21 protein-coding genes are annotated in these 20,667 nt (G+C 65.5%); 8 read left to right on the top strand and 13 right to left on the bottom strand.

Annotated elements, in window-relative coordinates:
- Window positions 1–157: 157 nt before the first annotated feature.
- Complete coding sequence (locus tag SPR01S_RS12625) at window positions 158–805, bottom strand: Tim44/TimA family putative adaptor protein (RefSeq protein WP_157082234.1); 648 nt, start codon at window positions 803–805, stop codon at window positions 158–160.
- A 178-nt stretch (window positions 806–983) separates the two neighbouring features.
- On the opposite strand from SPR01S_RS12625, the gene secB reads away from it, so the two are divergent.
- From secB to trpS, 3 genes are read left to right on the top strand one after another with little or no spacing between them, the layout of a single operon-like run.
- A complete protein-coding gene (gene secB, locus SPR01S_RS12620; protein WP_066590110.1) occupies window positions 984–1,499 on the top strand; it encodes a protein-export chaperone SecB in 516 nt (171 codons plus the stop codon).
- A gap of 28 nt (window positions 1,500–1,527) precedes the next feature.
- Window positions 1,528–3,132: a murein biosynthesis integral membrane protein MurJ gene (murJ, locus tag SPR01S_RS12615; protein ID WP_066590108.1), complete on the top strand. Its 1,605-nt coding sequence runs from the start codon at window positions 1,528–1,530 to the stop codon at window positions 3,130–3,132.
- A gap of 9 nt (window positions 3,133–3,141) precedes the next feature.
- Window positions 3,142–4,149 carry a tryptophan--tRNA ligase gene (gene trpS / locus SPR01S_RS12610; protein WP_066590107.1) on the top strand — a complete coding sequence of 336 codons (1,008 nt, stop codon included), beginning with the start codon at window positions 3,142–3,144 and terminating at the stop codon, window positions 4,147–4,149.
- A 141-nt stretch (window positions 4,150–4,290) separates the two neighbouring features.
- On the opposite strand, the gene SPR01S_RS12605 is transcribed toward trpS, so the two are convergent.
- The 5 genes from SPR01S_RS12605 to SPR01S_RS12585 form a co-directional block, all read right to left on the bottom strand.
- Window positions 4,291–4,995 (bottom strand): hypothetical protein, encoded by a 705-nt coding sequence (locus SPR01S_RS12605; protein WP_066590105.1) that lies wholly within the window; start codon window positions 4,993–4,995, stop codon window positions 4,291–4,293.
- On the bottom strand, window positions 4,996–6,210 hold the full coding sequence (locus tag SPR01S_RS12600; protein WP_066590104.1) for a toxic anion resistance protein: 1,215 nt from the start codon (window positions 6,208–6,210) through the stop codon (window positions 4,996–4,998).
- A 123-nt stretch (window positions 6,211–6,333) separates the two neighbouring features.
- The gene (locus tag SPR01S_RS12595; RefSeq protein ID WP_157082233.1) at window positions 6,334–7,224 is read right to left on the bottom strand and encodes a motility-associated ABC transporter substrate-binding family protein; all 891 of its coding nucleotides are present in this window, start codon (window positions 7,222–7,224) and stop codon (window positions 6,334–6,336) included.
- Between the two features lie 19 nt (window positions 7,225–7,243).
- On the bottom strand, window positions 7,244–7,813 hold the full coding sequence (locus tag SPR01S_RS12590) for an NADPH-dependent FMN reductase (RefSeq protein ID WP_157082231.1): 570 nt from the start codon (window positions 7,811–7,813) through the stop codon (window positions 7,244–7,246).
- A gap of 65 nt (window positions 7,814–7,878) precedes the next feature.
- The gene (locus SPR01S_RS12585) at window positions 7,879–8,589 is read right to left on the bottom strand and encodes a DUF6058 family natural product biosynthesis protein (RefSeq protein WP_066590099.1); all 711 of its coding nucleotides are present in this window, start codon (window positions 8,587–8,589) and stop codon (window positions 7,879–7,881) included.
- Between the two features lie 162 nt (window positions 8,590–8,751).
- On the opposite strand from SPR01S_RS12585, the gene typA reads away from it, so the two are divergent.
- A complete protein-coding gene (gene typA / locus SPR01S_RS12580; protein ID WP_066590098.1) occupies window positions 8,752–10,593 on the top strand; it encodes a translational GTPase TypA in 1,842 nt (613 codons plus the stop codon).
- A gap of 72 nt (window positions 10,594–10,665) precedes the next feature.
- On the opposite strand, the gene SPR01S_RS12575 is transcribed toward typA, so the two are convergent.
- From SPR01S_RS12575 to SPR01S_RS12565, 3 genes are all read right to left on the bottom strand, one after another.
- Window positions 10,666–11,334, bottom strand: coding sequence for a peptidylprolyl isomerase (locus SPR01S_RS12575; RefSeq protein WP_066590097.1), 669 nt, complete (start codon window positions 11,332–11,334; stop codon window positions 10,666–10,668).
- 210 nt (window positions 11,335–11,544) lie between these two features.
- Window positions 11,545–12,972 (bottom strand): GH1 family beta-glucosidase, encoded by a 1,428-nt coding sequence (locus tag SPR01S_RS12570; RefSeq protein WP_066590096.1) that lies wholly within the window; start codon window positions 12,970–12,972, stop codon window positions 11,545–11,547.
- 113 nt (window positions 12,973–13,085) lie between these two features.
- Window positions 13,086–13,898 carry an SDR family NAD(P)-dependent oxidoreductase gene (locus SPR01S_RS12565; protein WP_066590095.1) on the bottom strand — a complete coding sequence of 271 codons (813 nt, stop codon included), beginning with the start codon at window positions 13,896–13,898 and terminating at the stop codon, window positions 13,086–13,088.
- A 73-nt stretch (window positions 13,899–13,971) separates the two neighbouring features.
- Between SPR01S_RS12565 and SPR01S_RS12560 the strand changes: the two genes are divergently transcribed.
- Window positions 13,972–14,415, top strand: coding sequence for a winged helix-turn-helix transcriptional regulator (locus SPR01S_RS12560; protein WP_066590094.1), 444 nt, complete (start codon window positions 13,972–13,974; stop codon window positions 14,413–14,415).
- 56 nt (window positions 14,416–14,471) lie between these two features.
- On the opposite strand, the gene SPR01S_RS12555 is transcribed toward SPR01S_RS12560, so the two are convergent.
- From SPR01S_RS12555 to SPR01S_RS12540, 4 genes are all read right to left on the bottom strand, one after another.
- Window positions 14,472–15,365 carry a hypothetical protein gene (locus tag SPR01S_RS12555; protein ID WP_066590093.1) on the bottom strand — a complete coding sequence of 298 codons (894 nt, stop codon included), beginning with the start codon at window positions 15,363–15,365 and terminating at the stop codon, window positions 14,472–14,474.
- Entirely contained in the window at window positions 15,362–15,961 is a 600-nt protein-coding gene (locus tag SPR01S_RS12550; RefSeq protein ID WP_084251153.1) for a sigma-70 family RNA polymerase sigma factor, read from the bottom strand. The genes SPR01S_RS12555 and SPR01S_RS12550 overlap by 4 nt, the downstream gene beginning before the upstream one ends.
- A gap of 64 nt (window positions 15,962–16,025) precedes the next feature.
- Entirely contained in the window at window positions 16,026–16,514 is a 489-nt protein-coding gene (locus SPR01S_RS12545) for a P-loop nucleotide/nucleoside kinase family protein (protein ID WP_218016752.1), read from the bottom strand.
- Window positions 16,511–16,912: an EVE domain-containing protein gene (locus tag SPR01S_RS12540; RefSeq protein WP_066590090.1), complete on the bottom strand. Its 402-nt coding sequence runs from the start codon at window positions 16,910–16,912 to the stop codon at window positions 16,511–16,513. Before SPR01S_RS12540 ends, SPR01S_RS12545 begins: the two co-directional genes overlap by 4 nt.
- A gap of 138 nt (window positions 16,913–17,050) precedes the next feature.
- Between SPR01S_RS12540 and SPR01S_RS12535 the strand changes: the two genes are divergently transcribed.
- The 3 genes from SPR01S_RS12535 to SPR01S_RS12525 all read left to right on the top strand — a co-directional run bounded on the left by SPR01S_RS12535 (window position 17,051) and on the right by SPR01S_RS12525 (window position 20,667).
- Complete coding sequence (locus SPR01S_RS12535) at window positions 17,051–17,431, top strand: hypothetical protein (protein WP_066590120.1); 381 nt, start codon at window positions 17,051–17,053, stop codon at window positions 17,429–17,431.
- A 91-nt stretch (window positions 17,432–17,522) separates the two neighbouring features.
- Window positions 17,523–17,795: a DUF3297 family protein gene (locus tag SPR01S_RS12530; protein ID WP_066590086.1), complete on the top strand. Its 273-nt coding sequence runs from the start codon at window positions 17,523–17,525 to the stop codon at window positions 17,793–17,795.
- Between the two features lie 58 nt (window positions 17,796–17,853).
- Entirely contained in the window at window positions 17,854–20,667 is a 2,814-nt protein-coding gene (locus SPR01S_RS12525) for a hypothetical protein (RefSeq protein ID WP_245661984.1), read from the top strand.

Below are 20,667 nucleotides of genomic sequence, written 5' to 3'. Positions count from 1 at the left end.
TGGAAGGGAGGGGATTAAGGGGTGGGTGCAGCGTCGGGCGAGGCTCGATGCCTCGTCCGATGCTGTTTTGCTACACCGCCAATGAGTCTTTTTAGCGCGCAGACGCGCGCACCCACCCCCGGCCCCTCCCTAGTCAGGGAGGGGAGCTAAACAGCCCTCACGCCTCGTCGGTGTCGGCGAGCTTCCAGTCGGGGTCGCCGCTCTTGAGCGGGCGAGAGAAGGTCCAGACGTCGTGCGTCTCGACGGCATCGGTCAGCGATCCGGCGACGACATTGCCCTCGGCATCGCGCGTCACCGCGGCGATGTCGGCGTCGAACGCGACGGTCACGCGCGCGATCTTGTTGTCGACCGATGCGTCGGTGATGATCGCACGTTCGATCGTCACCAGCCGGTTGTCGAGCACGTGCCCGGCTTCCTTGCGCGCCCGGATCGCCTCGACAAAGGCATCGCGGACATGGTCCTCGGTCAGCCAGCCGAGCGTTTCCTCGTCACCCTTCCAGAAGGCTTCGAGCACCATGCGATAGGCATTCTTGGCGCCATCCAGGAAGCCGGCGACGTCGAACGAGGGATCGGCATGGATCACCGCGCGCAATCCGGTCTGCGCCGCGCTTTCGATGGCGCGCGGGCCGGCGTCGCGGAAGTCGGGGCGCGGTTCGGCATTGCGGGCCAGGGTCAGCGGCGGGCCGGGGCGTTCCTCGGCGGGATTGCGCAGCACCGGCTCGTGCCCGGTCCGCTTGCCGAGCACGGCATACAGACGCAGGCCCAGGAACAGGGCAACCATGGCAAGGATAACGATATAAACCACCGGGCCTCCAGTTTGACCGCCTTGCAACATAGGCACAAGAAACGCGCTATTCAAATGTTCCCTATGCGACCCGCCGTTGAACTGCCACGATCCCCCTGCTAGTCGCCGCTCACTTCGCGCGAGCCCACGGGCCTGACCCCACGCGAAATACCCATTCAAGACGAGAAAGCAGCTACTCATGGACGAACAGGACATCACCGGCGCGACCGACGCCACGCTCCCCAACGGTGCCGATAACGGCCCGGCCATCGGCATGATCTCGCAATATGTGAAGGACCTGTCGTTCGAGAGCCCGACCGCGCCGGCGGTCTTCAGCTCGGAGAATCAGCAGCAGGCGCCGCAGATGGACGTCGAATTCGGCATCGGCACCACCCAGGTCGGCGACGAATTCCACGAAGTCACGCTGAAGATCGAGGTTCGCGCCAAAATGGGTGACCAGACCGCGTTCATCGTCGATCTGACCTATGCCGGCCTGTTCGGCGCGCGCAACGTGCCGGAGGAGCATCTGCGTCCGTTCCTGCTCGCCCAGGCGCCGACCCTGCTCTTCCCGTTCGCCCGCCGCATCGTCGCCGACGTGACCCGCGACGGCAATTTCACCCCGCTGCTGCTCGACCCGATCGATTTCGGCACCTTGTACCAGCAGCAGCTCGAGGCGCAGGAACAGCAGGCCGAGGGCGTCATAGGCAACGCCTGACGCTCGCCGGTCCGGCGGGGATAAAAAGATGAATCTGGCGAAATCGCTGGGATCGGTCGGCGGGTTGACGCTCGTCAGCCGTGTCCTGGCGCTGGTCCGCGACACGTTGCAGGCGACTTATGTCGGCGCCACCTTCGCGTCCGACGCCTTCTTCGTCGCGTTCCGCCTGCCCAACATGTTCCGCGCCTTGTTCGCGGAAGGGGCGTTTTCGGCCGCATTCATCCCGATGTTCAATCGCAAGGTGGCGGAAAAGGGTGAACTGGCGGCCGGCATCGCCTTTGCCGAAGCGGCTTTGTCGGTCCTCTTTCCGATCTTGGCGGTGCTGACGGTCGTCATGCTGATCGCGGCATGGCCGATCACCATGGGCCTGTCGGGCGGTTTCACCCATCAGCATCCGACCCACGACCAATTGGCCTTCGCGGTCGAGTTGTCGCGCTGGACGATTCCCTATCTGATGCTGATCTCGCTGGTCTCGCTACTCGGCGGGATCCTCAATTCGCTCAACCGCTTCTGGGTCAATGCGGCGGCGCCGATCCTGCTCAACATCTCGATGGTCGCGGCCTTGTGGTTCTTCCACGGCAAGGGCGCGGAAGCGACGCTCGAGACCGCCCGCGCACAGGCGATCTCGGTCACGGTCGGCGGCGCACTGCAGCTTGCCTGGCTGATGTTCGCCTGCCGCCAGGCCGGCGTCAGCCTGCGCATTCGCAAGCCCGTCATCAGCAACGACATGCGACAGCTACTGAAACTGATCCTGCCGGCGGCGATGGGCGCGGGCGCGGTGCAGATCAATCTGGCGATCTCGAGCTCGCTGGCCGGCGGCCTGCTCGACCAGGGATCGATCTCGTACATCTATTACGCCGATCGGCTGAACCAATTGCCTTTGGGGTTGATCGGTATCGGCCTCGGCACGATCCTGCTTCCCACCGTCTCGCGCCTGCTCTCGACCGGCAAATATGACGAGGCGATGGAGACGCAGAATCGCGGTATCGAGCTGGCGCTGTTCCTGACGCTCCCGGCGACCGTCGCGTTCATGGTCAGCGCGCAACCGATCATCCGCGGGCTGTTCCAGCACGGTGCCTTCACCGCACAGGCGACCAGCGCCAGCGCCTGGGCGCTCGCCGCTTTCTCGATCGGCCTGCCCTCCTACGTTCTGGTCAAGGTGCTCACCCCGGGCTTCTATGCCCGCGAGGACACCAAGACGCCGGTCCGCTATGCGATGATCTCGGTCGCGGTGAATTTGGTCGGCAATCTCATCCTGATCCCGACGATCCACCATGTCGGCCCGCCGCTCGCGACCGCGATCTCGTCCACGGTCAATGTCGGCATGCTCTATTGGACGCTCAGGAAGCGCGGCCACTTCGTCACCGATGCCCGGCTGCGCCGCCGCCTTCCCCGCCTGCTGCTCGCCGCGATCCTGATGGGTCTGGTCCTGTGGCAGGTTGGACCGCTGGTGAACCCGTATTTGACCGGCAGCCTGATCCGTCGTGCCCTCGGCCTGACCGCGCTGGTATCGGCGGGCGGCGCGGTGTACGCGGTCGCCTGCTTCGTCACCGGGGCCTATCGCCTCAGCGACATCAAAGCATTGCTCGGCCGCCGCCGTCCGGCCAAGGCGACCGGCCAGGAACAACTTTAAGGGATTCTCATGCGCGTCGTTTCCGGCATCCAGACCACCGGTCGCCTTCACCTCGGCAATTATCTGGGGGCGATCAAGCAGTGGGTGGCGATGCAGGACCAGGTCGCCGAGGCCGGCGGCGAGTCGATGTACTTCATGGCCGATCTGCACGCGCTGACCGATCGCGTCGCGCCCAAGGAACTGGCCGACAATACGATCGAGATGACCGCAACGGTGCTCGCCGCCGGGCTCGACCCCGAAAAGTCGATCATCTGGAACCAGGCCCGCGTGCCGGCGCATAGCGAGCTCACCTGGCTGCTCAACAACGTCGCGCGTGTCGGCTGGCTCAACCGCATGACCCAGTTCAAGGACAAGGCCGGCAAGGACCGCGAAGGCGCCAGCGTCGGGCTGTACGATTATCCCGTGCTGATGGCGGCCGACATCCTGCTCTACAAGGCGACGCATGTGCCGGTGGGCGAGGACCAGAAGCAGCACCTCGAGCTCACCCGCGACATCGCGACCAAGTTCAACAGCGACTATGGGGTGGAGGTCTTCCCGCTCCCCGAGCCGATGATCAGTGTCGCCGCGCCCCGCATCATGAGCCTGCGCGATGCGACCGCGAAAATGTCCAAGTCGAACCCGTCGGACATGACGCGCGTCAATCTCAACGATTCGGACGACGAGATCGCGCAGAAATTCCGCAAGGCGAAGTCGGATGCGGAATCGCTCCCCGACACGGTCGAGGGGTTGGAAGAGCGGCCCGAGGCGCGCAACCTGGTGACGATCTATGCCGCGCTGGCCGATATCGCACCGGCCGAAGTGCTCGCGCAATATGGCGGCCAGGGGTTCGGCCAGTTCAAGCCGGCGCTCGCCGACCTGGCGGTGGCGAAGCTGGGACCGATCCGCGACCGGCTGGTCCGCCTGCTCGACGACCGCGGGGAAGTTATTCGCGTGCTGGAGCGCGGCAGCGAGCGAGCGCGGGCGATCGCCGGACCGGTGCTGCGCGAGGCTCAGGACGCGATGGGGCTGCAGCTTTAAGAGCAGTTCAATCGAAATACGCCTCCCCGGCGAAGGCCGGGGTCCAGTGCCAAAAGATTGGAGATGGCGCCTTGCAGCTGATGGCGCATCGCGACTGGGCCCCGGCCTTCGCCGGGGAGGCGTTGATTCTGTTCTGCTCGGCTACACCGTGCTTTTGTCGCCCTGGTATTTGATCTCGAGATAGCGCCCACGTGTCGACAGGGCGTCTAGGTCGCCTTGCGCGAGTTGCGCCGCCATCTCGTCGATCTCGCGGCCGATCACGCCGAGCCCTTCGACCAATTGCTGATCGGGGCTCTTGCCGTTGCGCTCGACGCCGCGCAGCGCCGCGGGGACGCGCTCATAGCCCTTGATGAATTCGGGCAATTGCTCGCCGACCAGCTTGCGGATTTCCGCCGCCGCCGGCTCGTTCTCGTCCAATCCGGCCAATTGCGGCGTCAGCGCGTCGAGCTTGATCCCGATCTGGTCGACCAGGTTGATCGCCGGCGCGGGGAGCGCGGGCCGCTGCGAATCGAGCCAGCGCCCAGTCTGCGCGGGCAATGCCTTCAACTCGACCTGGCGCAATTTCTCGAAGGTCGGCGCACGCTGCGCCGGGGTCGCCAGTAGAGCCATCGTCGCGACCACCATCGCGACGATCATCAGCAGGAAGCCGAACATGCCGATCGGCCCGACCACCAGCCCGAACACCACCGCCAGTCCGACGATCGCCGCATCGGCGATCGCCGCGCGCGTCAGCCGCTGGCCGACGTCGTTGACCCGCACGCTCCGCCCCGGACCGGCGCGATAGCGCTCCGAGGTCCGGTCCAGCGTCTCACGCGCCCGCGCGATCACATCGTCGGTAGAGGACATTTACACTGCCTCGAGCTTGAAGCTGTCGGCCTGCGGGCCTTCGAGCGCGGCACGCGACTGGCCTTCGGCCCGGGCGATATAGCCCTTCGACTTCTCGACTTCGGTCGACAGCGTATTGACCGTCGTCTTCATCGAATCGAGCGCCTTCATCTTGAAGGCATCGATCGCGTCCATCGTGTCGTAGATATTCTGGAACGCGCGCTGCAGCGTCTCGACCGGAATAGTCGAGGCGGCAGCCTGTTCGTGGATCGCCGCAGTCTGTGACTTCAGCAGCGCGCCCGTCGAATCGATGATGTTGGCGGTCGTCGTGTTGAGCTGGGTGATCTGTTCGAGCACCAGTTTCTGGCTGGTCAGCGCCTGCGCGACCGTAACCGCGGTCCGCAGCGCAGCCACGGTGGTGGTCGATGCGCGGTCGACGCCCTTGATCAGCTCGACATTGTTCTTCTTGACCAGGTCGAGCGCGAGGTAGCCCTGCACCGTCACCGCCATCTGGGTGAGCAAATCCTGGGTACGCTGGCGCGCATAGAACAAAGCGCTCTCGCGCAGCGCCTTGGCCTTGGCCGGATCGGTCGCGTCGAGATCGTTGGCCTTGTCCTCGAGCTTGGCGTCCATCGTCTTGGCGAGATGGATCATCTGTTCGAGCCGGCCCATCGCAGCCCACAGGTTTGCGCGCTCGGTCTCGATCGCGGCATTGTCCATCAACAACTCGTCCTTGCCCGAGCCGAGGCTCTTGAGGATCGACGAGATGTGCGTCTGCGACGATTTGTACTTGTCGAAATAGGTGTTGAGGCCACCACCGAAGATCTTGTCGAGCAGCCCGCGCCCGCCCGTCAGCAGTTTGCCGTTATTACCCGGGTCGAGCTTTTCGATCGTCTGGCGCAATTGAATCAGGTCGGCGCCGACGCCGGTGTCCTTATCCATTGCGCGCACCGGGCGATCGAGGAAGCGGTTCGATTGCGACGCCGCCTCGCGGATTTCCTTCTGCCCCATGCTGGTGATCGCATCGACGCGCTTGCCGAATTCGGGCGAGTCGACATCCTGCGCGACGAGATCATCGACGAAGGCATCGACACGCCGTTCGAGCTCGCTCCGCTTTGCGTCATCGACGGGCACCAGCCCGGCCGCCTTGGTCGCCGACACCGCGGCAACGGGTTCAGGCGGCGTCAGTACCAGATCGGGTTCGGCCGTGACGGTTTCGGTCGGGGTCGTCGCCATTCTCAATCCCTTTTCGCGATGGTCCGTGGAGTCTGGCCACGAATGCTCGCGCGTTCAAGTGTGTTGCACATGTAACACGCCCATGCCGAAAGACAAGGGCCGCTTGGTGCCCAGGCTCCGGCGCTATTTGGCGGCTTCGACGGCCGGCGCAGCACCGGTTGCGAGCCAATGGACCACGTTGCGGATGAAACGCTTGTTACCCTCGGCGCTCGGCGCATTGAATCCCATGGGTCTTTTCTTGGGCCCAAACAATTGCGCCGACCACGCGCCTGCCTCGGCCAACAGCACGACCCGCCCCTTCCCGACCGACAGCGTAGCCCCGCGCAAGTCGCTTCCCGACATCGGCCGCGGCGGCTTGTCGGTGACCAGCATCGTCCAGCTCTTATCGAAGCGCAACAGCGGCGTGGCGGCCGCAGGTGCAGTAAAGGCGGCTCCGTAAAAGGTCTGAATCTGCGGCAGGCCATGAGTCAACGGCCCGTCGACCAGGCCTCCATTGGCGAAGCTAAAGAACTCCTCCCTGGGAACATGCTGCGCGGCATACATTTCGATTTCGAAGCCGAACGACGCGGCCAGAGCACGCAGGCTGCCAGCATAGGGCGGGTGATCGGCAATCATCAACAGCGCGCCGCCGCCTTTCACCCGATCGGTGATCGTCGCGATCTCCTCGGGCGTGAAGGCGGAGGTCGACTGGTATTTGGGCTGGTTGGGCGGATCCTTCGGATTTGCCGGATCGACGATCACCAAAACGTCCGACTTGGCGAGACTGGCAGCGGAGATCGGCTGGTCGAAATCGCGGACGACATAGCCATCATGGGTCAAGAGCGCGCCAAATGGCGCATAATCCGTCGCCAGGGTCTGGAATTCGCCATGGCCCGAATCGACCATCACGGACGGTCCCTTGCCCGCTGCAAACGCCGGGTCGGCGACCTTGGTGTCGGCATCGGGATCGACGACCTGTTGCGCCAGCGCCGGCATGGCAGGGATGGCAAGCGCCGCGGCCAGGGCGAAACGCATGATCCTTTGCATATCGGTATCAATCCCCCTGTCGCGCCGCCTTCAGCGCATTGCCCCACCATAGCAATTCGTCGAACAATGCCGAGAGGCGCCGATCCTCTATTTCACCCGCATTGAACCGATCGCCGTCGCGCAGCTTCGCCGCGCCCTGCAGATGGACTGCGGCGCTGAGCGGCGCCATTTCCATCGCGGCGGTCACTTGCCGAAGCTGCTCGACCGATCGCGCGCCGCCCATGCCGCCATGCGCGACGAACGCCACCGGCTTGCGACCCCATTCGGCATAAACGGTATCGAGCGCGTTCTTGAGCACCGCACTCATGCCGTGATTATATTCCGGAGCGACCAGGATATAGCCGTCCGCGGCACCGATCCTGTCCGCCCAAGCGCGCTGTTTCTCGCCCGTATAGCGCCCGGTCGCGGGCGGATTCGGCTCGGCGAACATCGGCAGATTCCATTCGGCCAGGTCGAGCAGTTCGGGATCGAACTCGCCTCGCGCGCCGATCCGATCCATCACCCACTTGGCGATCGGCAGCGAGATGCGCCCTTCGCGGACGCTGCCGACAAGTACCGAAATCCTGAGCTGCGCCATGATCACCTTTCCTTTAACGGCCCGTCATCGCCGGGCATCGCCAAAGGATCAAGCGTCAGCCGCTGTCAGGCATAAGGCCGGTCGTCGCCGAGGCGCAGTTCGCGTAGCAGGCGATCGATCGTGCGGCCTGGCGTTCCGGCCTCGCGCTGCCAAGGGGCGAAGGGTAGCAATAGTCCCGCCAGTATTTCCGCATCGGCGAGCAAGGCGGCTGCATCGTAATCCGGTGCGGCGAACGCCGCCTTCAGCCCTGCTCCCAAGGATTCCTTGGCGACGCACGTTTCCGCGGTGAAGACGCGCAGACAAACCCCATAGCCGCCCTGGATCCACGACGCCCATTCGTCCCGTGCCGTGGCGCATGCCGCGTCAGGATCGACCGCGTCGCGCGAGAAGCAGGAAGCGAAGGCGACCTGCGCATATCGCTGATGGCTGAGCGCTTTCGCGAAACGGTCCGCGAAAGTGTCGCGCAGCATTGCCGCTGCCGCCGCTGCCGCCGCTGCCGCCGCTGGCGAGTTCCCGCCACGCGTCGCCAGTTCCGCCTGGCGCAATCCCCAGGCGGCACCAGGACTGTACCAATGCTCGCCCGCGGGCGCTGCGCCGTCGGCGCCGAGCGCGCTCCACCAGCCATCGGCGCCCCGGGCGTAGATCGGTCCGGGTGCGCATCGAGCGGCGATCAATTGCTCGATCCGCACCGGCGTTACGCCAACGGCTTCGGCGAGATCGTCGAGCGTCCAGAACCAGCGTTCGACATAGCGGCGGGCGTCGTCATCAGCGTGCATGGGTCATCCTTTGAAAGGCTTTGCGGATAGCTGAGCCGCGTTGCCCGATGCTTTGGCACCCGCCGAATGATGGCGCACATGCCCACGCCCCTTCCCGCACCGCACAAATTACGCTATGCGCGCCCCCGAACCCGCCTTCGGGCGCCCCAATCAGGATATCTCATGAGCCTCCGCAACGTGGCGATCATCGCCCACGTCGACCATGGTAAGACCACGCTCGTCGACCAGTTGTTCCGTCAGTCCGGCACGTTCCGCGACAACCAGCGCGTCGAGGAACGCGCGATGGATTCGAACGACTTGGAAAAAGAGCGCGGCATCACGATTCTCGCCAAGTGCACCTCGGTCGAATGGGCGCCTCCGGGCGGCGGCGAGCATACCCGCATCAACATCGTCGACACGCCCGGCCACGCGGATTTCGGCGGTGAGGTCGAGCGCATCCTGTCGATGGTCGACGGCGTCATCCTGCTGGTCGACGCATCCGAAGGCGCGATGCCGCAGACCAAGTTCGTCACCGGCAAAGCGCTCGCCCTCGGCCTCCGCCCGATCGTCGTCGTCAACAAGGTCGATCGTCCCGACGAGCGCATCCAGGAAGTGCTCGACGAAGTGTTCGACTTGTTCGTCAGCCTCGAAGCGACCGACGAACAGCTCGATTTCCCGGTGCTCTACGCCTCGGGCCGCAACGGTTACGCGAACGAAGACCCGAGCCTGCGTGAAGGCACGCTCACTCCGTTGTTCGAAAAGATCGTCGAGCATGTCCCGCCTCCCTCGGCCGATCCGAACGGGCCGTTCAAGTTCCTCGTCACCCTGCTCGACCGCGACAATTTCCTCGGCCGCATCCTGACCGGCCTGGTCTTTTCGGGCTCGGTCAAGACCAACCAGCAGATCCACGCGCTCGATAATGACGGCAACGTCGTCGAGACCGGCCGCGCGTCGAAGATCCTGACCTTCCGCGGGCTCGAACGCGTGCCGACCGACGAGGCGCAAGCGGGCGACATCATCTCGATCGCAGGCCTGACGCACACCACGGTGTCCAACACGATCTGCGACCCCGAAGTGACCGAGCCGCTTCACGCGCAGCCGATCGATCCGCCCACCTTGTCGATGCGCTTCGCCGTCAACGACAGCCCGATGGCGGGCCGCGAGGGCACCAAGGTGACCAGCCGCATGATCCGCGACCGCCTGTTCCGCGAAGCCGAGAGCAACGTCGCGATCAAGGTGACCGAAGCCGCCGACCGCGACAGCTACGAAGTCGCCGGCCGTGGCGAGCTCCAGCTCGGCGTACTCATCGAGACGATGCGCCGCGAGGGATTCGAGCTCGGCATCAGCCGCCCGCGCGTGCTGTTCGGCGAGGATGAGAACGGCAAGAAGACCGAGCCCTACGAAACCGTCATCATCGACGTGGACGAGGAATATTCGGGCACCGTCGTCGAGAAGATGGCGATCCGCAAAGCCGAGCTGACCGACATGCGCCCATCGGGCGGCGGCAAGACGCGCATCACCTTCTCGGCGCCCAGCCGCGGCATGATCGGCTATCACGGCGAGTTCCTGTCGGACACGCGCGGTACCGGCATCATGAACCGGCTGTTCGAGAAATACGGGCCCCACAAGGGCAATATCGAGGGCCGCAAGAACGGCGTGCTCATCTCCAACGGATCGGGCGAGGCCAACAGCTACGCGCTCGGCCCGCTGGAAGAGCGCGGCATCCTGTTCGTCGGACATGGCGAGGCGCTGTACGAGGGCATGATCGTCGGCGAGAATGCCAAGCCGGATGACCTGGAGGTCAATCCGATGAAGGCGAAGCAGCTGACCAACTTCCGCGCGTCGGGAGGCAAGGACGATGCCATCCGCCTGACCCCGCCGAAGAAGATGACGCTGGAACAGGCGATCGCCTATATCGACGACGACGAGATGGTCGAAGTGACGCCCAAGTCGATCCGGTTGCGCAAGCGCTATCTCGATCCACATGAGCGCAAGCGCGCCAGCCGGGCGAAGCAGGCAGCGTAAAGCTGATCCTTCGATCCGATCTGTCGGTCAGCAAGGCCCCGTGCGGTTCGCATCGCGCGGGGCTTTTGCATGTCACTTCATGCCAGCGAACAATTCCCACACTTTCGCGCGCCCGGTAGGCTTGGGCGTGCCGTCGAGCCGTTGCGCGCGGATGATCGTCACCGGCTTCACCAGCATCTGGCCCTTCATCGCACCTTCGCCGCCGGGGCTGGTCGGCATCGCCAGGATCTTCTTGACCACGTCCATGCCGCCGACGATGCGGCCGAACACGGCGTAACCCGGCGATCCGGGCCGCGCGTCCATGTTCGGGCTCGCGCCGACCATCAGCGAGAAATTGGCCGTGCCCGAATTGGGGTTGTCGTAGCGCGCCATCGAGATCGCGCCGTCGACATGATGCAGTCCGGTCTTGCTGGTCGGCTCGAGCGGCACCGGCTCCAGCCGGCGGCGCGCATCGGTGTCGATCCCGCCCTGGATGAAGCCGAGATTGGGCGCGCCCTTGCGCCGCGCCGCGCGGTAGAAGCGCGTGCCGTCGAGCCGGCCGTCATCGACATACATCAGGAAATTGGCGCCGGTCTTCGGCGCGTGCCGGACGTCGATGGCCAGCGTGATCACGCCGGCGGAGGTGGTCATCCGGACGCGCACCACCGGCGGCTCGTTCGGGGCAGCGGCCTTTTGCGGCGCCGCCGCGGAAACCGTCGCTCCGAAGGCCAAAGCCAGAACCGTCAGCTTAGCGAACCGCACGTTACGTCTCCTGAATATACAGGAGCCGCCGATAGCGCATCGGATGCCGCCGGAAACCCCCGATCTTCGCAGCAGCAGATCCAGCAAGAGGGAATTGCTCCCTCCCCGGCGAAGGCCGGGGCCCAGTCGCATTGTCTCCATAGCGGCGGGACGCCGTCTCCGCGTCATTGATGCTGGACCCCGGCCTTCGCCGGGGCTGGCCAACTGACTCTAGACCAGCGCGTTGCGCCTGATGAGTTCGCGATACCAGGCAGCACTCAGCTTGGGGATGCGCTGCTGCGTCTTGAAGTCGACATAGTGCAGCCCGAACCTTTTGCCGTAGCCGTCGGCCCATTCGAAATTGTCCATCAGGCTCCACAGGAAATAGCCGGCCAGCGGTAGTCCCTCCGCCGTGGCACGCTGCGCCTGTCCGATATAGTTGCGCAGGTACATCACGCGATCGGCATCATCGATCCGCCCGTCGGTCACCGGATCGTCCGCCGAACAGCCGTTTTCGGTGATGTAGATCGCTTTCGGCTTCCAGAGTTCGGTCGCATTACGCACCGCCCAATAAGCGGATTCGGGCCCGACGCGCAGCCAGGGCGACGCCATATGCGGTGACGACGCAAGCATCGGCAGGACCGTATAGCCCTGCGCATTGGCATCCGCCCGGACGAATTGCGGCGCGTAGACGTTGATCCCGACGAAATCGAGGCGGCTGCCGATCGCCTTCATGTCGCCGTCCTCGACCTTCGGCGCCGCCGCGCCCTGCGCCGTCAGGTAGCTGTCGAGATAGCGCCCCTCCATCACCGCGGTCAGCGCGGCGGCATTGACCTCGCGCATCGCCTTGCGCGCCGCGGCGATATGCTCGGGGGTCTCGATCACCGGTACGGTGATCGAGGGATTGTCGGCGAGCCCGACCTTCGTTCCAGCCTTCGCGCTCGCTCGAATCGCTTGGACGCCAAGACCATGCGCCAGAACGCCGTGATGGCGCACCTGGTTGACGCTGGCGGGGTCGAGTTTGAGCCCGGGCGCGTGAATACCTTCCTTATGGCCGAGATCGGTGAAGCACGCGAATTCGTTGGTCGTCATGAAATGTTTCACGCGGTCACTGAGCTTGCCCACCATGAACCCCGCATAATCGGCAAAGGCCTTGGCGGTGTCGCGCGACTGCCATCCGCCGGGCAATGCCGCGGGCAGATCCCAGTGGAACAAGGTGACGTACGGCGTGATGCCGTTGGCCAGCAGGTCGTCGATCACCCGGTTATAATGGTCTATCCCCGCCTGGTTCGGTTGGCCGCGCCCTTCCGGAAAGATGCGCGACCAGGCGAGCGACATCCGGTAGGTCGAGACGCCCAATGCCTTGAGCAGCTGATGGTCCTCGCGATAGCGATGATAGCTGTCGCAAGCGACATCACCGGTGTCGCCGTTGGCGACCTTGCCCGGCGTATGCGAGAAGATGTCCCAGTTGGTTTCGCCGCGGCCGTCTTCCTTGACCGCACCTTCGACCTGATAAGCGGCGGTCGCGCAGCCCCATTTGAACCCCTTGGGAAACCGACGCTCGGCGAGCGATCCGGCGGCCAATGCGGGGCTGGCCGCCGCCATCGTTGAGAACGTTCCCAAAATCGCACCGACATCACGCCGGGAAAACTCTGCCATACGCCTCTCCTGTTCTCGGAATGGCGATCAGCCTAAACACGGCCGGCGGCAAATGCCAGTGCCGGCGGGCGCCGGCGAACGGGCGCCCGGCAAACGGGCGCCCGTCTGGTTGCTCAGGCCAACGCGGTCTCGCGATAGCGGTCGGCCACCGTGCGGTTGCTGAGCTTGCCGGCCAAAGCCGCGCGCGCGGCCTGCATGGCTTCCCATTGCGGCAGATCGGCGTCCGGGAGCGGCGGGATCGTGACGGTCTCGCGACGATCGAACCCGGTCAGCGCCGCGTCGACGAGATCGTCGACGTCCATCACCCATTGGTGCGGAATCGCGTTGACGTCCTTGCCCGACCGCTCCCAAATTTCGGTCCGCGTCGCGCCGGGCAGCACCGCCTGCACATAGAGACCCTTGGCGCCATATTGCGCCGTCAGGCTCTGGCTCAAGTTGAGCAGAAAGGCCTTGGACCCGGAATATACACCGTCGAACATCTCCGGGACCAAGGCGAGGACCGAGGCGAGATTGATGATCGCGCCTTCACCGCGCGCGACGAATGCCTTGCCCGCGGCGCCTGCAAGCACGGTTGGAGCGGTGATGTTCAGCGCGACCAACCGCTCGATTTCGGCCGGCTCGACCGAAATCGCATCCCCCGTCATCGACAGGCCCGCATTGTTGACCAGCAAGGTGATTGCCGGATCGCTGGCAAACCGCTCCGCCACGCGCGCCAGATCGGCGCGATCGGTGAGATCGGCGCGGACCACCTCGATCGCGCGGCCGGTTTCGCCGCGCAGCCGTTCGGCAAGCGCCTCCATTCGCGCCTGGTCCCGTGCCACCAGGATCAGATCATAACCACGATGTGCCAGGCGATCGGCATAGACCGCGCCGATGCCGGTCGACCCACCGGTGATCAGCGCGGTCTGGTTGAGAGCTTGAGTCATCGAATTTCTCCTTCACGCCCGGCACCGAGTCGAGCGACTTGCATTTTGATAGTAATGTGACTATCATTTTGCAATGGACATCGAGAAATTATCCTTTGGCATCTGCCCGGTCGGTCGCGGGCTGGCGCGAGCGGGCGATGCGTGGAGCATGCTGATCCTGCGCGACGCGGGGCTCGGCCGAACGCGGTTCGACGACTTTCAGAAGAGTCTGGGGATCGCACCCAACATCCTGACGCGGCGGCTGGCTACGTTGGTCGAGGCGGGAATGCTGGAGCGCCGGCGCTACAGCGAACGCCCGCCACGGGACGAATATGTCCTGACCGAGGCAGGCCGCGATTATCTGCCCGTGCTGCAGGCGCTGGGCGGCTGGGCACGCAAGCATTTCGGCGAAGGACCGATCAGCGAGTTGGTCGATGCGCGCAGCGGCCGGACGATCACGCCGCTGGTCGTCGATGCCGAGACCGGCGTGCCGCTATCGAAGATACCGGTGACGCTGCGCCAGCCCGGCGACGCCTGATCAAGAACTGGCGACGGAACTGCCGAAATTGGAGGAAGGCAGCCCCGTCTAGGCCTTCAACGATCGGGCGCGCCCTGCCCTTCGTCGGGCGCGTTCGATGGTGATGGCTGGCCAGACTGCGACCGCATCGCACGACGCTGCAACCACCATTGGCGGCGCGCCTGGCGTCGCTCGAACCGTTCTTGCGGCGTAAGCCGATTAGCCATCGCGGTGCCCGACTCGATCACGCTTCCGGGAAGTGCCGCGTCCGGCTTGACCGGATCGCCTGCGGAGGCAGCCAAGGCCGACTTCGCTTCCAGTCGCCTTTCCACCTGCGCGGCGACGCGCGGGTGGGTGGCGAGATAATCGGCCTTGAGCTTGGCGATCTCTGCCTTGCGCTCGGGCGGCGGCAGTGCCCTGATCCGTCGCCATTCGGCGACCGCGGCCTGACGCTGCGACACGGGCATGGCGCGGAAGCGGGCCATTAGCGCACGACGCACCAGCGGCCGATTTATCGGCAACCCCGCCGCGATCCGTGCCTGGCGCTGCGCGCGCCACCGGTCGAGCGGCGCCGGGTCGGGCGACAATGTCGGCGCGGCTTCCGGCGGTGCGGCCAGCGCCTCGGCTCGCCCGACCGTTGGTTTCGGTTTCTCCACGCGCACCACATGCTTCGGCTTCTTCCCCGCCGGCTCTTCGACGGTTCTGGTGATGCCAGGGATCGCGATCGGCAGCTTGCCGAACCAGCCCGTCGCGGCGGCAGTCGCGCTGGCCAGCACCAGCGCGCCGGCGCCGATCAAGACCCGGCCATGCGCCCGCCAGCCCACGCGTCCGGTCCGCCGCGGCGGCACGCGAGCGCCGGCGGTCGCCGCCGACACCATGTCCGCGGCGAAACCGGAACGCATCGCCGGCACCGTGAAGCGATCGAGCGCCGCACGTTCGGTGGCGGTGAAATCCATCTCGTTCGCGCTCATGACGCGGTCTCCCCGGTCAACGAGGTCAGCCCTCGCGCCGCCAATGCCGCGCGCATCGCACCGCGCGCGCGCAACAACAGCGACTCGAACGCCTTCAGGTTCATCTCCAGCGCCTCGGCCGCCATCGAATTGGGTAACTCCTCGTAATAGGTCAGCACGATCGCGGCGCGATGCCGCTCGCTGAGATCGCCCAGCGCGGCCCGCGCCGCGCGGCGCAATTGCTCGTCTTCGACCTGGGCCTCCGCCCCCGGCGCTTCGTCGGCGCGTTCCGGCGGCTCCTCGTCGCTGGCGAAACGCCGTCGCCTGAGGCGATCGAGGCATTGATTGACCGCGACTCGCGTCAGCCAGGCCGCAATCCCCGCCTGCCCCGGCCGCCAGCGTTCGGCAGAGGCCCACAAGCGCAGCAGAGCCTCCTGCGCGATATCCTCGGCCTCCGCCGCGTCGCCGATCATGCGATAGGCGATGCGGTGGAGCATCGCGGCATGGGCATCGACCACGCGCCCGAACGCCACGGCATCGCGCCCGGCGATGCGCGCCATCAACGCATCGTCGTTATCGGCCGGCGCGGCGTCCCGCGCGGCGCTGGTGAACCGCATCAGCACGTATCCAGTCTGGCTCCTGCCAGCTTAACGCGCGATGGCGCCGAACCCTTCGCGCAGATTATTCCGGCCCATACCGTACGATCGCAAAGCCTTCATCGGCATGCGGCGGCACGAAGTGCGCGGTGAACTGGTCGAATTCGGCATCGCTTGCCTGATAGGCATGCGTGCCGGCGGCGTTGCGCGCATGAAGGCGTTGGCGGCACAGATCATCCGGCAGGTCGAGGAAATGCAGCGTGGCGGTAATTCCCGCCTCGTCCGCCAGCCCGCGCATCCAGGTCCTACTGGCGACGGTGTTCGCCGGAAAATCGAGAATGATGGTCAGCCCACGCCGCAGCAGATCGACGATCAGCGGCGCGATGGCGGTGCGCAGCCGCTCGCTCTCACGGCGATAATCGTCGAGCGACGTGATCCGCGCCGGATGGAGCGTCGCCAGCCACTGGTCCTCGGCCAATACCAGCCCGCCGGTCTCCGCCGCCAGCTTCGCGGCGAGCGTCGACTTTCCGGCGGCGATCTTGCCCGTGATCAGATGCAGGGCACCCGCGCTCACCCTTGCGCCATTTCCATCAGCACCGCCCATTCATCGTCGCGCACCGGCGTCACCGACAGCCGCGACTGCCGCAGCACCTCGATCTTGGCGAGGCGCGGTTCGGCCTTCATTTCGGCGAGGGTGACGTGATGCTGCAACGGCCGCACCGGCTTCACCGCGACCGATGCCCAGTCGCCTTTCTCGCCGTCGGGTTTCCAGGTGCGGGTGATCTCCATGATCCCGGCACAGGCCTTTTCGGTGTTGGAATGATAGAGGATCGCCTGGTCGCCGACCTGCATGTCCTTGAGGAAATTGCGCGCGGTGTAATTGCGGATGCCATCCCATTCGGTGGCGCCGTCGCGGACCAGGTGATCCCAGCCATAGACTTCGGGCTCCGACCGCAGGAACCAGTACGCCATCCGCTATCTCCCTACCTAAATCCCAAGTGAACGCCCGTCTCAGCGGCCATTCAGAACGACTCGCATAGAAGGATGCAACAGGCTCGGACAGTCTGCGTTTGATGCATGGTTTCCGAGTGCTTGACGATGGAGTTTCACATGAACAAGTTCCTGACCAAGGCGGTGCTCGGCACCACGCTCGCAGCCACTGCCCTGACCGTCGCTGCTCCGGCCGACGCGCAGCGTTATCGCCGCTGGCATCACGATGACGACACCGGCGTCGCGATCGCGGGCGGCATCGTCGGTCTGGCACTGGGCGCGGCGATCGCGTCGTCGGCCAACGACCGTTACGACCGCGACTATTATTATCGCAGCCGCGGCTATCGCCCCGATTACGATGACTATTATTATCGCCAGCGCGGCTATTATCCGACCGACGGTTATTATGCCTATCGCTATCGCGACTATCGCCATTGCTGGGTCGAACGCCGTTACGACCCCTACTGGGATCGCAGCGTCCGGGTCCGCGTCTGCAACTAAGCAGCCGCTGAACTGAGCGGAACGGCGCGGGAGGCTTCGGCTTTCCCGCGCCGTTTGCTTTTTGAAGCAGGTCGCGGCAATAGCCCGCGCCATGACCGATACGCCCCCCGATCATTTGTCGAGCAATCCGCGCAGCCCCTTCTTCGACCAGGAAGCGCTGCAGCGCGGCGTCGGCATCCGCTTCAAGGGTTCCGAGCGCACCGATGTCGAGGAATATTCGATTTCGGAAGGCTGGGTCCGCGTTGCGCTCGGCAAGAAAGTCGATCGCCACGGCAACCCGCTGACGATCAAGCTGACCGGCCCGGTAGAGGCCTATTTCCACACCGCGGCGGAATCGGACGAGGGCGCCGACGAAGCCGAATAAGGCATCGTCATCGAAGCGTAGCAACCGCGTCCTATCCGCCCCGGATGAAGGGGAGACGATGATGAGGGTGCGCGCGTTAATCGGACTGGTCGCCGGGCTTGGCGCCGCGGCATCGGCCCAGCAATTGCCGACCGGCCAGTCGCTCTCGCCGCTCGCCGCGCCCGGCGCGGTGTTCCGGCCACTTGTGTCGCGGGTCGGCCCCCACCCCGATTATGTCGCCGACGGCGCAGCCGCGATCGCGGTCAGCCCCGATCGCCGCGAGATGCTGGTGCTGACCAGCGGGTTCAATCGTTTCAACGGACCCGACGGCAAGATCGTCGCCGCGCAATCGGGCCAGTACGTCTTCGCCTATCGCATCGATCGCGCCGGCGCGCGCCTCGAGCAGACATTAGTCATGCCCAACGCCTATTCGGGGGTAGCCTGGACGCCCGACGGACGCGGCTTCGCGGTGGGCGGCGGGGTGGACGACGTCGTTCACCTGTTCCGCCGCGGCAAAGCGGGGTTCTTCCCCTCGGGCACTCCGATCAAGCTCGGCCACGCGACTGGCAATGGCGTCGACGTCAAGCCGCAAGCGGCCGGCGTCGCGATCAGCCCCGACGGCAAGCGCCTGCTGGTCGCCAATTACTATAACGATTCGGTCACGCTGATCGATCTCGCCACGCGCGCGATCGTCGCCGAACAGGATCTGCGGCCGGGCAAGATCGACCCCGCCGCCGCCGGCCAGCCCGGCGGCGAATTCCCCTTCGCGATCGCGTGGCGCGACAATAATCGCGCTTATGTCTCGGCGCCGCGCGACCGCCAGATCCTCGCGCTCGATATCGCCGGGCGCTCAGTCCGCGTCGCCAAGCGTATCGCCACGATCGGCGAGCCGACCGCGATGCTGATCGCCCCGCGCACGCACCGCCTCTACGCGACCGAGGACAATGCCGATCGGCTGGCGATGGTCGATCTGGCGAGCGACACGCTTGCCGGCGAGCCAAGGCTCGGCCTGCCCGACAGCCTGTCGGCAGGGCCGCTCGGCAAGGGGCTCAATCCCAACGGCCTGGCGCTCACGCCGACGGGTACTTTGCTGGTCACGTATGGCGGGATCAACGCGCTGGCGATGGTTCAGCCGGGCGCGACGTCGGCCGAGGTGGTGGGCGTCGTGCCGACCGGCTGGTATCCCAGCGCGGTCGCGACCAGCGTCGACGGCGCGCGCGTGTTCGTCGTCAATCGCAAGAGCCCGCCCGGCCCCAATCCGCGCGGCTGCGCGCCCAAACTCGCGGTCGAGAAAGCGCAGCCGAGCGCTTGCGGCGCGGCAAACCAATACATCTTCCAGTTGGAAAAGGCGGGGCTGTTGCAGTTCCCGATGCCCGACGGCCGGGCATTGGCGAAGACCACGCTGCAGGTCGCCGACAATATCGGCCTGTCCAACGCCACGGCGCGCCGCGCGGCGGAGGCGCGGATGGCCGAGGTCGCCAAGCGCATCAAGCATGTCGTCTTCATCGTGAAGGAAAACCGCACCTATGATCAGGTGCTCGGCGACCTGGAGGTCGGCAATGGCGACCCCAGCCTGGCGATCCTGGGCGAGGCGCTGAGCCCCAACCATCACAACATGGCGCGCGACTTCGTCACGCTCGACAATTTCTACGATTCGGGCGAGCAATCGAGCACCGGCTGGACCTGGACCACCGCCGCACGCGTCCCCGATCTGCTCGAAAAGACCGCGCCGGTGAATTATGCGTCGCGCGGCCTGGCCTATGAATCGGAGGAAGCGGATCGCAACATCGCGACCAGCCTCAGCCTGGCAGAACGCCGCAAGGCCGATCCACGCCATCCCGACGATCCCGATCTGATGCCGGGTCCCGCATTACTCAACGCGCCGGATGCCGACGACGACAAGCTGCCGGGCCAGGGCTATTTGTGGAACGCCGCGATCCGCGCCGGGCTGACCGTGCGCAATTACGGGTTCGCCGATGCCTCGGTATACGACAGCGAGTCACCGGGGTTCGTCCCGCTATTGCGCGAGCCGTTCAAGGACAAGCACACGATCTGGACCCCTGCCGACCGCGACCTCGCCAGCCGCAGCGATCCCTATTTCCGCGGCTTCGACCAGAAGCTGCCGGATTATTGGCGCATGCTCGAATGGCAGCGCGAGTTCGACCAGCAGGACAAGGCCGGGACGATGCCCGCCCTCACCCTGCTCCGCCTCAGCCACGATCATTTCGGCGACTTCAAGGAAGCGGTCGACGGCGTGAACACGGTCGAGGCCGAGATGGCCGACAATGACTATTCGGTCGGCATGGTGCTCGAACGCATCGCCAACAGTTCGTTCAAGGACTCGACCCTGGTGTTCGTGATCGAGGACGACGCCCAGAATGGCGGCGACCATGTCGACGCGCGGCGCAGCATCGCGTTCGTCGTCGGGCCGTATGTCAAACAGCACGCTTTGGTCACGACCCGCTACACCACCGTCAGCATGCTGCGCACGATCGAGGCGGTGCTCGGCCTACCGCCGCTCGGGCTCAACGACGCGCTCGCGGCGCCGATGGCGGATGTGTTCGACCTGAACCAGAAGGACTGGAGCTTCCGCGCGAAGGCAGCCGACGTGCTGCGCGGCACCAAGCTGCCGATCCCCGCCGATCGCTTCGTCGCCAAGACCACCGCCGCTAACACCTGCCCGCCGCGCGATGCCGGCTGGTGGGCGGCGGCGATGCAGGGCCAGGATTTCACCAGCGAGGACCGGCTCGACACGCCGCGGTTCAATGCGGCGTTGTGGAAGGGGCTGGCGGATGGGCCGGAGCCGCAGGCGCGGAGTGGTGCGGATTTGAGGGGCGATCGGGCGAGCTTGCTGCAAAGAGCGTCCGGCAGGCGGGTGTGTCCGGCGTCGTAG

This window comes from Sphingomonas pruni NBRC 15498 (assembly GCF_001598455.1).
Taxonomy (GTDB): domain Bacteria; phylum Pseudomonadota; class Alphaproteobacteria; order Sphingomonadales; family Sphingomonadaceae; genus Sphingomonas; species Sphingomonas pruni.
The sequence above is the reverse complement of the archived record's forward strand: the minus strand, read 5'-3'. Positions and strand labels throughout refer to the sequence as shown.

Bases quoted from the DNA above. Each gene is read 5' to 3' on its own strand.
- secB (WP_066590110.1), top strand. From the start codon at position 984: ATGGACGAACAGGACATCACCGGCGCGACCGACGCCACGCTCCCCAAC.
- murJ (WP_066590108.1), top strand. From the start codon at position 1,528: ATGAATCTGGCGAAATCGCTGGGATCGGTCGGCGGGTTGACGCTCGTC.
- trpS (WP_066590107.1), top strand. From the start codon at position 3,142: ATGCGCGTCGTTTCCGGCATCCAGACCACCGGTCGCCTTCACCTCGGC.
- SPR01S_RS12605 (WP_066590105.1), bottom strand. From the start codon at position 4,995: ATGTCCTCTACCGACGATGTGATCGCGCGGGCGCGTGAGACGCTGGAC.
- SPR01S_RS12600 (WP_066590104.1), bottom strand. From the start codon at position 6,210: ATGGCGACGACCCCGACCGAAACCGTCACGGCCGAACCCGATCTGGTA.
- SPR01S_RS12595 (WP_157082233.1), bottom strand. From the start codon at position 7,224: ATGCGTTTCGCCCTGGCCGCGGCGCTTGCCATCCCTGCCATGCCGGCG.
- SPR01S_RS12590 (WP_157082231.1), bottom strand. From the start codon at position 7,813: ATGGCGCAGCTCAGGATTTCGGTACTTGTCGGCAGCGTCCGCGAAGGG.
- SPR01S_RS12585 (WP_066590099.1), bottom strand. From the start codon at position 8,589: ATGCACGCTGATGACGACGCCCGCCGCTATGTCGAACGCTGGTTCTGG.
- typA (WP_066590098.1), top strand. From the start codon at position 8,752: ATGAGCCTCCGCAACGTGGCGATCATCGCCCACGTCGACCATGGTAAG.
- SPR01S_RS12570 (WP_066590096.1), bottom strand. From the start codon at position 12,972: ATGGCAGAGTTTTCCCGGCGTGATGTCGGTGCGATTTTGGGAACGTTC.
- SPR01S_RS12565 (WP_066590095.1), bottom strand. From the start codon at position 13,898: ATGACTCAAGCTCTCAACCAGACCGCGCTGATCACCGGTGGGTCGACC.
- SPR01S_RS12560 (WP_066590094.1), top strand. From the start codon at position 13,972: ATGGACATCGAGAAATTATCCTTTGGCATCTGCCCGGTCGGTCGCGGG.
- SPR01S_RS12555 (WP_066590093.1), bottom strand. From the start codon at position 15,365: ATGAGCGCGAACGAGATGGATTTCACCGCCACCGAACGTGCGGCGCTC.
- SPR01S_RS12550 (WP_084251153.1), bottom strand. From the start codon at position 15,961: ATGCGGTTCACCAGCGCCGCGCGGGACGCCGCGCCGGCCGATAACGAC.
- SPR01S_RS12540 (WP_066590090.1), bottom strand. From the start codon at position 16,912: ATGGCGTACTGGTTCCTGCGGTCGGAGCCCGAAGTCTATGGCTGGGAT.
- SPR01S_RS12535 (WP_066590120.1), top strand. From the start codon at position 17,051: ATGAACAAGTTCCTGACCAAGGCGGTGCTCGGCACCACGCTCGCAGCC.
- SPR01S_RS12530 (WP_066590086.1), top strand. From the start codon at position 17,523: ATGACCGATACGCCCCCCGATCATTTGTCGAGCAATCCGCGCAGCCCC.
- SPR01S_RS12525 (WP_245661984.1), top strand. From the start codon at position 17,854: ATGATGAGGGTGCGCGCGTTAATCGGACTGGTCGCCGGGCTTGGCGCC.